Raw genomic sequence first — 12,115 nt, 5'->3', positions numbered from 1 at the left:
GCCGCGGCCGAAAACGTGGCCCTGGCCACGGCGTAAAGCTCGACGCGCCGCCGCGCCGCGGCCGAAAACGTGGCCCTGGCCACGGCGTAAAGCTCGACGCGCCGCCGCGCCGCGGCCGAAAACGTGGCCCTGGCCACGGCGTAAAGCTCAGGAACCGCGAAGGGCGCGTTTGATGGGGGCCGTCTTCGCCGCGGCCTCGGCGACCTCGGCGGCCGGGTCGCTGTCCCAGACGATGCCGCCGCCGGCCCACAGGTGCGCGCGGCCGTCCGCGACCGCCACGGTCCGGATGGTGAGGCCGAGGTCGATCTCGACGCGACCGTAGGGTGCCCCCGGGCCCGCCGCGCCGTGGCCGATCCAGCCGCAGGCGCCCATGCTCGGGCCGCGGCCGACCGGCTCCAGGCGCGTCGCGACCTCGATCGCGGCCCGCTTCGGCGCACCCGTCACGGAGCCGCCCGGCCAGACCGCGGCCAGCAGCTCGGCCAGGCCGACGCCCGGGGCCGGGCGGGCGCTCACCGTCGACTCGGCCTGCCACAGCCCGGACCAGCGGCGCAGGGCGAACAGCTCGTCGACGCGGACCGAGCCGACCTCGGCCACGCGGCCCAGGTCGTTGCGTTCGAGGTCGACGATCATCACGTGCTCGGCCCGTTCCTTGGCCGAGGCGAGCAGGTCGGCCCGGCCCTCCGGCGTGGCCGGGCGGGTGCCCTTGATCGGGCGGGTCACGGCGCGGCCGCCGGCCACCGCGACCAGAGTCTCCGGGCTGGCCGAGGCGAGCCACCAGCGGTCGCCGCGCAGTACTCCGCCGTAGCGGGCGCCGGGCAGGGCGGCGACGCGGGCCAGGGCCGGGCCCGGGTCGCCGGGGAACGGGGCGCTCGCGTGGCCGACGAGGTTGACGACGTACACGTCGCCGCGGGCGATGGCCGCGCGGACGCCGTCGACGGCGGCGGCGTGCTCCGCCTCGGTCCAGCTCGGCACCCAGGGGCCGATCCCCGAAGGCGGGGCGGCCACCGAATCGCGCCGGCCGGAAGAAGTTGCAAATCCGGCCAAGGCCCTCGAACCCGGACGAACCGGCGGTGGAACGTTCACGGTTCCAGGTGACGGAAAGCCGACAGATCGAGCCGCGTTCCCGGCCCGGGGTGAGCGCCGCGGGCCGTGGGAGTACGCGATCGCCACAAGATCCGGCACGGAGGGTGTCGGCGAGGGTGTTACCGAGGGTGGCGACAGGAGGACCGAAATCCCGCAGGTGAACGCATCGGTGACGGTGGGTGACGCCGAAATGTCGGCGACATTTACGCCGTGCGACGCGGCGAACTCGGTAAGTAATTGAAGTGGGTCTCCACCGTCCCGCGCGTACCATTCAAGCCGGGAGCGCTCCCAGTTGCGCCCCCGACACGCGTCGGGTAGCCCGGGCGGATGAAGATCCACAGTCCCGGGCGCGTACCGGACAACCGGTCCTAGTGTGCTCATACGAAGGGTGGATTATCCCCAAGTTGTGCCGTCACATGTTCGGAATAGTGTCGTTGGCCGTAGTAGCGTGCATCACTGGTCATGTGAAGAACCACACAGGCCTCAACTGAACCTCTCAAATCGGAGACCCCCGATGCTCTGCCAGCACCAGCCCTCCTGTCCCACCGCCGAAGACATCGACCGCGAAGCCGCCCGCGTCGCCGCGAGCCACCCCGAACAGGGCTGGAGCCTCCTCTGCAACGGCGTGATCGTCTTCGAGGACACCGGCGAGCTTCTGCCCGATTGCTCCGTGATCGAGCCGCACCGCGGCTGGGCGCCGCACACCCTCGTGGGCGCCGCGCCGCGGTAACAGTCCGTAGCTACGGGGAGGTTACTCTTCGTAAGCGGAGGCCGGGGGACACGCGCAGACGAGGTTCCGGTCGCCGTAGCTGTCGTCGATCCTGCGCACCGGCGGCCAGTACTTCGCCTCGCGCGCCGCGGCGCTCGGATACGCCGCCACCGACCGCGAGTAGGCGTGCGACCACTCGTCGGCCGTGACCACCTCCGCCGTGTGCGGGGCGTGCAGGAGCGGGTTGTCGCCGGCCGGCCATTCGCCCGCCGCCACCCGGTCGATCTCCCCCTTGATCGCGATCATCGCGTCGCAGAACCGGTCCAGCTCCCCCAGGTCCTCGCTCTCGGTCGGCTCGACCATGAGCGTCCCGGTCACCGGGAACGACATCGTCGGGGCGTGGAAGCCGTAGTCGATGAGCCGCTTCGCCACGTCGGCGACCGTCACGCCGCTGGCCCGCGTGATCCCCCGCAGGTCGAGGATGCACTCGTGCGCCACGAGGTGCTCCGCCCCGCTGTACAGCACCGGGTAGTGCTCGCGCAGCCGGGCCGCCACGTAGTTGGCCGCCAGCACCGCGACCGCCGTCGCCTTCGCCAGCCCGTCGGGGCCCATCAGCCGCAGGTACGCCCACGGGATCGGCAGGATGCCGGCCGAGCCGAACGGCGCCGCCGACACCGGGCCGACCGGCGCGTCGGTGCCCAGGAACGGGTGCGAGGGCAGGAACTTGGCCAGGTGGGCGCGGACCGCGACCGGGCCGACGCCGGGGCCGCCGCCGCCGTGCGGGATGCAGAAGGTCTTGTGCAGGTTGAGGTGCGACACGTCGGCGCCGAACTTGCCGGGCTTGGCGAAGCCGAGCAGCGCGTTGAGGTTCGCGCCGTCGACGTAGACCTGCCCGCCGGCCTCGTGGACCTTCCCGCACAGCTCGGAGATGCCGGTCTCGTACACCCCGTGCGTCGACGGGTACGTGACCATGATGGCGGCCAGGCGGTCCCGGTGCTGCTCGATCTTGCGGTCCAGGTCGGCGAGGTCGACGTTGCCGAGCTCGTCGCAGGCCACGACCGCGACGCGCATGCCGGCCATGACGGCGCTGGCCGCGTTGGTGCCGTGCGCGCTGGACGGGATCAGGCACATGTCGCGCCCGGTGTCGCCCCGGTCGCGGTGGTACGCCCGGATCGCCAGCAGCCCCGCGAGCTCGCCCTGCGACCCGGCGTTGGGCTGCAGGCTCACCGCGTCGTAGCCGGTGACCTCGCCGAGCCAGCGCTCGAGGTCGCCGATCAGCCGGCGGTACCCCTGGGTCTGCGAGACGGGCGCGAACGGGTGGACGTTGGCGAACTCGGGCCAGGTGATCGGCTCCATCTCGGTGGTCCCGTTGAGCTTCATGGTGCAGGAGCCCAGCGGGATCATGCCGCGGTCGAGCGCGTAGTCCTTGTCCGAGAGCCGGCGCAGGTACCGCAGCATCGCCGTCTCGGAGCGGTGCGTGGCGAACACCGGGTGCGTGAGATAGGCCGACGCCCGGCGCAGCCCGGCCGGGACCGCGTCGGTCGTGTCGAGCTCGGTGACGTCGACGTGGGACAGGCCGAAGGCGGCGAGCACGTCGCGCAGGTGCCCGAAGGTCGTGGTCTCGTCGCAGGCGATGCCGACCCGGTCGGCGTCGACGCGGCGCAGGTTGATCCCGCGGGCCGCGGCCGCCTCGACGATCGGTCCGGCCTGGCCGGGTACCACCGCGGTCACCGTGTCGAAGAAGGCCCCGTGCTCGGTGGCCACCCCGCCCGCCCGCAGCCCCGCGGCGAGGCGCACGGCCATGTCGTGGGTCCGCGCCGCGATCTCGCGCAGCCCGTCGGGGCCGTGGTAGACGGCGTACATGCTGGAGGTCACGGCGAGCAGCACCTGCGCGGTGCAGATGTTGCTGGTCGCCTTCTCGCGGCGGATGTGCTGCTCGCGGGTCTGCAGCGCGAGGCGGTAGGCGGGGGCGCCGCCGGCGTCGCGGGACACGCCGACCAGGCGGCCGGGCAGGGTGCGCTCGAGGCCCTGGCGGACCGAGATGTAGCCGGCGTGCGGGCCGCCGAAGCCCATCGGCACGCCGAGGCGCTGGGCGCTGCCGACGGCGACGTCGGCCCCGATCGCGCCGGGCTCGCGCAGCACGCACAGGGCGAGCAGGTCGGCGGCGACGGTGACGATCGCGCCCCGCTCGTGGGCGAGCGCGATCAGGGCCTCGTGGTCGCGCACGGCCCCGGAGGCGCCGGGGTACTGCAGGTGCAGCCCGAAGAACGCCTCGGGCAGCTCCTCGGCGGCCAGGTCGAGCACGTGCACCTCGATGCCGAGCGGTTCGGCGCGGGTCCGGATGACGGCGAGGGTCTGCGGCAGCACGTCGGCGTCGACGACGTACACCTCGGATCTGACCTTGGAGGAGCGCCGGGCGAGCGTCATGCCCTCCGCGGCCGCGGTCGCCTCGTCGAGCAGCGACGCCCCGGCGACGGGCAGCCCGGTCAGGTCGGCGACGACCGTCTGGAAGTTCAGCAGTGCCTCGAGCCGCCCCTGGGAGATCTCCGGCTGGTACGGCGTGTAGGCGGTGTACCACGACGGGTCCTCGAGCACGTTGCGCAGGATCACCGGCGGCGTGTGCGTGCCGTAGTACCCGAGGCCGATCATCGACACGAGCGGCCGGTTCGCCGACGCGAGCGCCCGCAGCTCGGCCAGGACCTCGGCCTCGGACGCGGCGAGCGGCAGGTCGAGCGGCTGGTGCCAGCGGATCGAGCCCGGGATGGCGGCGGTCATGAGATCCTCGACCGTCTCGTACCCGACGGTCTTGAGCATGCGGGCCTGTTCGTCGGCGCTCGGGCCGATGTGCCGCGCGGCAAAACTGGTCATGGGCGCACTCTCTGGGTCTCGGGGCAGGGGCGGACACGCTCCTCCCCCTCTGTCGAAGACTCCAGAGGTGCCAACCCGCAGCGGTCCTTTTGCCTGAGAGGTTCCGGGGAGGATTTGCCCCTTCGGCGCCGCTGACGTGCTCAGCGGTCTCTCCCACGCGGGTATTGCCGGCACGCCTACCCTACCAACTGTGCAGGACTTGACCATCGTGGCGAAGCACACGATCTACTCGGCGGTCGTCGGCTCCCGGGCGTACGGGCTCGACGGCCCGGCCTCGGACACCGACCGCCGGGGCGTGTTCCAGGCGCCCACCGACGCCTTCTGGTCCCTCGACAAGCCGCCCACGCACGTGGAGGGCCCGCGGCCGGAGGAGTTCTCGTGGGAGGTCGAGCGGGCCTGCACCCTGGCCCTGGCCGCGAACCCGACGGTGTGGGAGTGCCTGTCGTCGCCCCTGGTCGAGCACGTCACCGACGCCGGCCGGGCGCTGCTGGACCTGCGCCCGGCGTTCCTGTCCCGCCGGGCGGCCCGCACCTACGGCGACTACGCCCGCGACCAGCTCAACAAGCTCACGTCGGTCCGCGCCCGCACCGGCGAGGTGCGCTGGAAGCAGGCGATGCACATGGCCCGCCTGCTGCGGGCGGGCGCCCACGTGCTGCGCACCGGCGAGGTCCTGGTCGACGTGTCCGCCCGGCGCGACGAGCTCCTGGCGATCCGCCGGGGCGAGCTGAGCTGGGAGGAGTTCCAGGCCCTGGCGGCCGCCCTGTCCGCCGACCTCGCCGCCGCGGAGTCGGAGTCGAAGCTGCCGGAGGAGCCGGACCGCGCCGCCGTGGAGCGCTTCCTGTTCGCCTTGCGAGCCCCGGCGGCGGTACCGCGGGAGCCCGCCCCGGCCGCCCCTCCCCCGATCCCGGACGGCATCCCGGCCTGGGCCGGCGAGGTGGCCGACGAGCACCCCTACCCGCTCGCGTTCGCCACCGTGAGCGGCGCCCACCTGTACGGCTTCGCGTCCGTGGACTCGGACCTCGACCTCCGCGCGTGCCACATCCTGCCGCTGGACGAGGTGGTGGGCCTGGAGACCGGCCCCGGCACGGTCGAGTCGGGCGGCGTCCGCGAGGGCATGGAGCTCGACGTGGTGAGCCAGGAACTGGCGAAGTTCATCCGCCTGCTGCTGCGCCCGAACGGCTACGTCCTCGAACAGCTGCTCTCCCCGCTGCTCGTGCGCACGTCGCCGCTGCACGAGCAGCTCAAGGCCCTGGCCCCGCACTGCCTGACCCCGGAGCACGCCCGCCACTACCTGGGCTTCGCGTCGGGCCAGTGGCTGCTGTACTCGAAGACGGGCGAGCTGAAGCCGGCCCTCTACACGCTGCGTGTCCTGCACACCGGCATCCACCTCATGCGCACCGGCGAGGTCGAGGCCGACCTGCGGGTGCTCAACACCCTGCCGTACGTCCCGGACCTCATCGAGGCCAAGAAGGCCGGCGAGCACCACGCCCTGCCCGAGTCGCTGGTGTCCCCGGCCCGCCTGGCCGCGGACGTGGCGAGGCTGACCGCTGACCTGGAGGCGGCCCGGGACGCGTCGAAGCTCCCCGCGGCACCGTCGGCCGCCCCGGCCCTGAACGACCTGCTGATCCGCACCCGGCTGGCCCGATGACGGCGGGCCCGGCCGTGTACCTGATCACGGGCATCCCGGCATCGGGCAAGTCGACGGTCGCCCAGGCGCTGGCCGAGCGCCTCCCCCGCTCGGTGCACCTGCGCGGCGACGCCTTCCGCCGCATGGTCGTCAACGGCCGCGCCGACATGACGCCGGCCCCGAGCGCCGAGGCCGCCGCCCAGCTCGCCCTGCGCCACCGCCTGACCGCGGGCGCCGCCGACACCTACCACGAGGCCGGCTTCACGGTGGTCGCGCAGGACGTGGTCCTCGGGGCCCACCTGCCGGCGATGGTCGCCGCGATCCGGGCCCGCCCCCTGTTCGTCGTCGCGCTCGGCCCCACCCCCTCCGCCGTGTCGGCCCGCGAGTCGGGCCGCGCGAAGTCCGCCTACGACCCGTACGGCTGGACCGTCGAGTCCCTCGACGCCGAACTGCGCGAGCGCACCCCGCGCATCGGCCTGTGGCTGGACACGTCCGACCAGTCGCCGCCCGAGACCGTCGACGCGATCCTCGCCGGGGCGCGGCCGTTGCATGACTGAGCCCCCGCAGGACCGCGCCCACCGCATCGCCGCCTTCCACGCCGGGCTGGACGGCCCTCCGTGGCGGGTGGCCGGCTGGGGCAGCGAGGCCCTCCAGCGCGTCCGCTTCGAGGCCCTCACCCGCGCCGCCGGCTACGCGGGCGGCACCGTGCTCGACTGGGGCTGCGGCCCCGGCGACCTGTACTTCCACCTCCGCGACATGAACCTCCCGTTCCAGTACACCGGCATCGACCTGGACCCCCGCATGGTGGAGCGCGCCGCCGCCCGCGGCGTCCCCAACGTCTCGCGGCTGCCCCTGGGCGCCCCGCCCCCAGGCCGCCACGACTACGTGTTCGCCAGCGGCATCTTCCAGTTCGCCGACCCGGACGACCCGCTCTACTACCTCGACACTTTAGAACAGGCGTACGACATTTCCTGGCGGGCCGTGGCCGCGAACTTCCTCAGCGCCCAGCGCCCGGACGCCGCCCGGGCCGAGGACGAGCTGTACGCCGACCCGTCGGTCCTGGGCCGCTTCGCCGCCGCCCTGACCAACCGCTGGCGGATCGACCACGCCTACCACCCCCAGGGCGCCGACTTCACGATCGCCCTGATCCACTAGGCGAACCGCGCCTCCCGCAGCCACGCCAGGTCGCCGAGCACGTCCGGGTCGGCGGCGGACGGCACGCGCGGCAGGCCCAGCACCTCCCGGGCCTCCGCCTCCGTGTCCGGGCCGAGGCTGAACACCCGCGCGAACATGCCCGCGGCGTCGTGGCGGCGCGCGGCGTGCAGCAGAACCGCATGCACGGCGGTGCTGGCCCGGTTGGCGGCATCCCGGACCGCGGGCACGTCCGCGGCCTGGGGATCGAGCACGAACCGGGTCAGGATCCGCCGGTCGCCCCGGCCGGCGCCGGCCGCCAGCGCCGCCGCGGTGCGCGGGAACCGGTCGAGGGCGCGCAGCAGGGCCAGCCAGGAGTCCTCCGGCAGGCCGGCCAGAGCGCCCGCGGCACCGATCCGCTCGGCCACCAGGGCGTCGGCGGCCTCCAGGCCGTCGCCGATCAGGAGCTGCAGCAGCGCGTACTCGACCGCCGTGCCGAAGTCGGCGCCGCCGGGGGCTTCGAACGGGTGGGCCCAGCCGATGTGGCGGCAGGACCGCAGCAACGGCGCCGTCGGGGGCGAGCCCACCATCTGCGCGAGCCGCCAGGCCGGATCGGCAATCGCCTTCACCCAGGTCACCGCGGCGATCGGCGGCGCGTCGGAACCGGTCAGGCGCAGCCGCGGCAGCTCCCGGTCCTGGCCGAGCGCGCACGCCTCCGCGAGGGCCGCGTTGCTGCCCGAAACGGGGATCGCCGGCAGCACCCCGGTCTCCCGGGTCTGCTGGGCGATGCGCTCCCACCGCGTGTCGAACCCGGCCCGGTCCAGGAAGTCCAGGGACCGCTGCAGCAGCAGCCGCCCGTCCGGCTCCGAGCGGCCGATCACCAGCGTGGCCAGGCCCGCCGTCAGGTCGTCGGCCAGCCCGACGGCGACCACCGCGGCCTCGTACACGGCGTCGCGCACCACCTCGGGCCCGCCGTACTCGACCCCGGTCGCGCGGGTGAACTCGACGACGCCGGGCGAACGGGCGCCGTGCAGCACGCCCACGAGGCCGACCAGCGACTTCGACGGGAACCAGGAGCGCCACAGCGACGTCAGCCGGGCCCAGTCCGACGTCGCGTCGTCGGCGGCGAGGTCCGAGACCGGCAGACGGTCGAGGACCGCCGCCACCACGACCAGGTTCAGGCTGTAGACGGCCAGCGACCCGAGCAGCGGCAGCCCCGGGTAGGGGGCCCGGCCGGCCCCGTCGGTGAACCAGCGCGGCGGCGAGGCGTGCAGCACCAGCGCGAGCTGCCGGTCGACGAGGGCGTGCAGGGCCGAGGCGAAGCCGGCGGGGTCGAGACCGTCCGCGGCGAGGCGGTGGGGCAGCCACTCGCGCAGCATCTGGGCGACGAGGGGGCGGTGGTGCAGGGCCTCGAAGGCGAGCGCGGCGTACCACTCGTCTCCCGGGTCGGCGAGCTTGGCCTCGAGGTCGCCGGCCAGGAGCGGGCTGGTGCGGTACACGTGGATCTGCGCGGCCAGCAGGATGACCCGGCGCAGGATCAGGTCGGCGGTGAGGAACTCGCCGAAGGTGTTGTGCAGGAACTCGAAGGACGCGGCCGCGCCGCGGCTGGAGTCGTCCGGGTCGCCCGAGCGGCTGCGGGACTCGTGGATGAAGAAGAAGCTGCCGAGCACCGCGTCGGCCGGGCTCAGGGTTCCGCCCTCGGTGCGGCGCAGCGCCCGGTGGTAGGCGAGGTCGGCGTCGAGGTCGGCCCGGCTGATGTGCACGGCGCGCCGGTTGAACATGCCGAGGGCGGCGAGGCCGAGGCGGTCGAGCTCGCGCTCGACGGCCGCGCGCCGGTCGGTCTCGGCGGCGGCGTGGAAGGCCGCGGCGGCCGCGGCGCCCTTGGTCAGCTCGCGCTCCACGAAGCGGCGCAGGAGGCTGTGGTACAGCGAGCTGCGGTCGAGGGCGGTGTCGGCGAGCTGGTTGGCCTGGGAGTCGTAGATGGCCAGCAGCAGCAGGAGCAGCGGCTGCCCGGCGAGGTCCCGCAGGCCCGGGGCGGCGGGCGGGGTGAACGGGCGCACGCCGGTGCGGTGGAAATGCCCGGCGTTGAGGTCGTTCCACTGCCGCGCCCAGGTGATCTGCCGGTCGTGGTCGAACTCGGCGAGGCGCAGCACGGCGGTGCCAGGCGGGACGACGGCCTTGTCGATGAGCGTGACCCGGCTGGTGACGAGCATCCGCACGGGCCGGTCCAGGTCGAGCTCGCGGCGCTGGAAGGCGTGCACCTGCTGCAGGTAGTCGGCGAAGACCTGACCGTTGGCCTGCAGCAGCTCGTCGTAGCCGTCGAGGATCACGAGCACCGGGCGCCCGGCGAGGGCGCGGCCGAACTCGGCCCAGTTGACGTCGTGGCCGCAGTCGCGGCGGATCTGCTCCTCGATCTGGGTCTGTACCGGGGTGCCGGGCGTGGCGTCGCGCAGCTCCAGCCGCACCACGTGGTGCCCGACGGCGGACAGGCGCGCGGCGAGCACCTGGGTGAGCAGCGACTTGCCGGAGCCGGGGTGGCCGAGCACGAGCAGCGGGGCGGTGACGCTGTACGCCGACTCGAGGGCGAGGACCATCGCGGCGGCGATGTCGTCGCGGTACGGCCGCGCCGCCCACAGCCGCTCGTCCTCGAGGCTCACCCGCGCCGCCGGGTAGCGCAGCTCCCGGTAGGGCTGCGGGACGAAGGCGTCGATGCGCGCCGGGTACCGCAGCGTCTCGAACTCGTCGACGACGACGGGCTCCAGCGCCTGCCGCTCGTGGGCCAGGGCGAGGGCGGTGGTGACCTCGGTGTGCACCTGGCCGGCCGGGGCGGACAGGGCCGCGGCGAGGCGGCGCAGGCCGACGTCGACGCCCTCGACGGCGGCGAGCACCAGCCCGAGCCGGGAGTCGATCGCGGCGGTCTGCTCGACGACGAGGGCCTGGGTCTTGGCGTGCTCGTAGGCGGCCGCCCAGGCGAAGAAGTCGCGGCCGGTCAGCATCAGGTCGAGGTACTGCGCGTAGTAGTGGCGCATGGCCAGCTCCGGCAGCGCCGCGCAGCCGGCCCGGAGCCGTTCGCGCTCCCACTCGCCCAAGTCGCGGGCCCCCTCGGCGAGGCGGGCGGCCATCGCGGTGTACATCGCCAGCCGCTGCTGGTCCTCGTCGGCGAAGCGGGCGGCCGGATGGGGCAGCGACACCGGCGGCAGGCCCGCGTACGCCTCCTCGGCCGCGGGCACCGCAACGTCCGGGGACTCCCGGGTCTCGGGCCCGTCGCCGGCGCGTAGCAGCTCGCCGAGCTCGCCGTCGGCCGCAGCCCAGAACGCCGTGTGGGTGATGAGCAGGTGCGCGGCCGCGAGCGACTCCGAGCGGTGCAGGAAGCCCTCCCCGCGCCGGGCCAGGCCGCGCGCGAGGTCACCGGCCAGCCGCACGGCGTCGCTCTTGAGATCGAACAGTCCCAGCAGTGGTACCGCCAGCGGGCCCAGCACCGCCGGGGCGAGCAGGAGGCTCGCGGTGATGAGCCGGTCCGCCGCCGCCAGCAGCGCGGGCTGGTCGTCGGCGACCATCCGGCGGACTTCCGCGTACGTGATCGCCGTGATCGGCTTCGATTTGCGGGTCACGCGGTGAACTTAGCCCGTCACGGGCGGCAGCGGGCCGAGTTGGCGTCGACCATCAGCAGCGACGAATCGACGGCCTCGAAGTCGGTGCCCTTGAGCGCCTTGAGCGCGTCGAGCTGAGTGTTGCTCCACTTCGCGTCCTCGGTGCCGGTGAAGTACCACGGGGAGCCGTTGTCGGCCAGGATCGCGCCGTACGTCTTCAGCGCCTGCGCCACCGCCCGGGCCTGCGGCGGGTACTTCGAGATGTCGACCGACGCCTTGAGCCGGAACCGGGCGCCCATCGGCGGCAGGGCCGCGTCGGTGGCGTCGGACGCGGCGTGGCGGGCCGGCCAGATGAAGGCCTTGCGGGTCTTCGGCGCGGTGAACCGGATGGCGTGGTCGATCTTCCCTGCGGCGGCCTCGTCGGCCCGGGGCAGGCCGGGCAGGATCGGCAGGCCCGCGGCGTCGGCCGAGGTCCAGCCGCTCTTGCGCAGGGCGTTGCCGCGCAGGTCGTACACGGCGCCGGAGCCCGCCTTCCAGCTGCCGTCGCCCTGCACGGTGGCGTTGTAGAGCTCGTACGCCTTGCAGGCCGCGGTGTCCTGGACGATCACGTGCCGGTCGCCGCCGGCGTCGGCGCCGCCCTCGACGCGGGCGTTGCGCGGGATCGGGTAGGGGCCGGGGTCGCTCTCGCCGGCGTACTCGAAGGTGACCTTCACCCCGGCCTGGCCCGCCGGGACGCTCGTCACCGGGATGCCGAACGTGGTGCCGAAGTCGGGGTGGGCGTGCGCGGCGGCGCCGATGCTCGCGACCCAGGAGGCCGAGTCCCGGTGTACCGGGAGCTTGGAGACGTCGGCGTGCCAGACGTTGTCGGCCGGGAAGATCGTGCACGGACCGGCCTTGGCGGACGACGCGGACGCGGACGCCGGCGCGGCCCCGAGCCCGCCCCCGGCGGCCGGGAGGGCCGACGCCTCCGCCGAAGGCGGCGGGGCCGGGGGCCGGGTCGCGGAGTGCGAGCAGCCCTGCAGTACCAATGCCAGAACAACGGCGATCGTCCGCCTCATGGGGCGCGACGCTACCCGGCGCGGCGCGAGCGCCTCCACGAGGTCACCC

At 74.2% G+C, this 12,115-nt stretch carries 8 protein-coding genes, 1 pseudogene and 1 riboswitch; of the genes and pseudogenes, 5 read left to right on the top strand and 4 right to left on the bottom strand.

Annotated features, from left to right (window positions below):
- Positions 1-147: 147 nt before the first annotated feature.
- Positions 148-1,464: a chorismate-binding protein gene (locus tag AB0B76_RS45835; RefSeq protein WP_360388304.1), complete on the bottom strand. Its 1,317-nt coding sequence runs from the start codon at positions 1,462-1,464 to the stop codon at positions 148-150.
- A 133-nt stretch (positions 1,465-1,597) separates the two neighbouring features.
- Here AB0B76_RS45835 and AB0B76_RS45830 point away from each other — a divergent pair, with 133 nt between their 5' ends.
- Positions 1,598-1,813 (top strand): DUF5999 family protein, encoded by a 216-nt coding sequence (locus tag AB0B76_RS45830; protein WP_360388301.1) that lies wholly within the window; start codon positions 1,598-1,600, stop codon positions 1,811-1,813.
- A gap of 21 nt (positions 1,814-1,834) precedes the next feature.
- Here AB0B76_RS45830 and gcvP read toward each other — a convergent pair whose 3' ends face one another.
- Positions 1,835-4,660, bottom strand: coding sequence for an aminomethyl-transferring glycine dehydrogenase (gene gcvP / locus AB0B76_RS45825; protein WP_360388298.1), 2,826 nt, complete (start codon positions 4,658-4,660; stop codon positions 1,835-1,837).
- A gap of 71 nt (positions 4,661-4,731) precedes the next feature.
- Positions 4,732-4,825, bottom strand: a riboswitch (glycine riboswitch).
- A 34-nt stretch (positions 4,826-4,859) separates the two neighbouring features.
- Here gcvP and AB0B76_RS45820 point away from each other — a divergent pair.
- From AB0B76_RS45820 to AB0B76_RS45805, 4 genes and pseudogenes are all read left to right on the top strand, one after another.
- A pseudogene (locus AB0B76_RS45820) lies at positions 4,860-5,513 on the top strand (nucleotidyltransferase domain-containing protein); the annotation flags it as partial.
- A 48-nt stretch (positions 5,514-5,561) separates the two neighbouring features.
- Entirely contained in the window at positions 5,562-6,308 is a 747-nt protein-coding gene (locus AB0B76_RS45815) for a nucleotidyltransferase domain-containing protein (RefSeq protein ID WP_360388375.1), read from the top strand.
- On the top strand, positions 6,305-6,844 hold the full coding sequence (locus tag AB0B76_RS45810; RefSeq protein ID WP_360388296.1) for an AAA family ATPase: 540 nt from the start codon (positions 6,305-6,307) through the stop codon (positions 6,842-6,844). The genes AB0B76_RS45815 and AB0B76_RS45810 overlap by 4 nt, the downstream gene beginning before the upstream one ends.
- Positions 6,837-7,442: a class I SAM-dependent methyltransferase gene (locus AB0B76_RS45805; RefSeq protein WP_360388293.1), complete on the top strand. Its 606-nt coding sequence runs from the start codon at positions 6,837-6,839 to the stop codon at positions 7,440-7,442. Before AB0B76_RS45810 ends, AB0B76_RS45805 begins: the two co-directional genes overlap by 8 nt.
- Here the strand turns inward: AB0B76_RS45805 and AB0B76_RS45800 are convergent.
- Together AB0B76_RS45800 and AB0B76_RS45795 are read right to left on the bottom strand one after the other, a co-directional pair.
- Entirely contained in the window at positions 7,439-11,029 is a 3,591-nt protein-coding gene (locus tag AB0B76_RS45800; protein WP_360388290.1) for an ATP-binding protein, read from the bottom strand. The genes AB0B76_RS45805 and AB0B76_RS45800 overlap by 4 nt on opposite strands.
- A gap of 17 nt (positions 11,030-11,046) precedes the next feature.
- Entirely contained in the window at positions 11,047-12,066 is a 1,020-nt protein-coding gene (locus AB0B76_RS45795) for a hypothetical protein (protein ID WP_360388287.1), read from the bottom strand.
- Positions 12,067-12,115 lie beyond the last annotated feature (49 nt).

The organism is Dactylosporangium sp. NPDC049140, from assembly GCF_040648435.1.
This window is presented reverse-complemented; position numbering and strand designations above follow the sequence as displayed.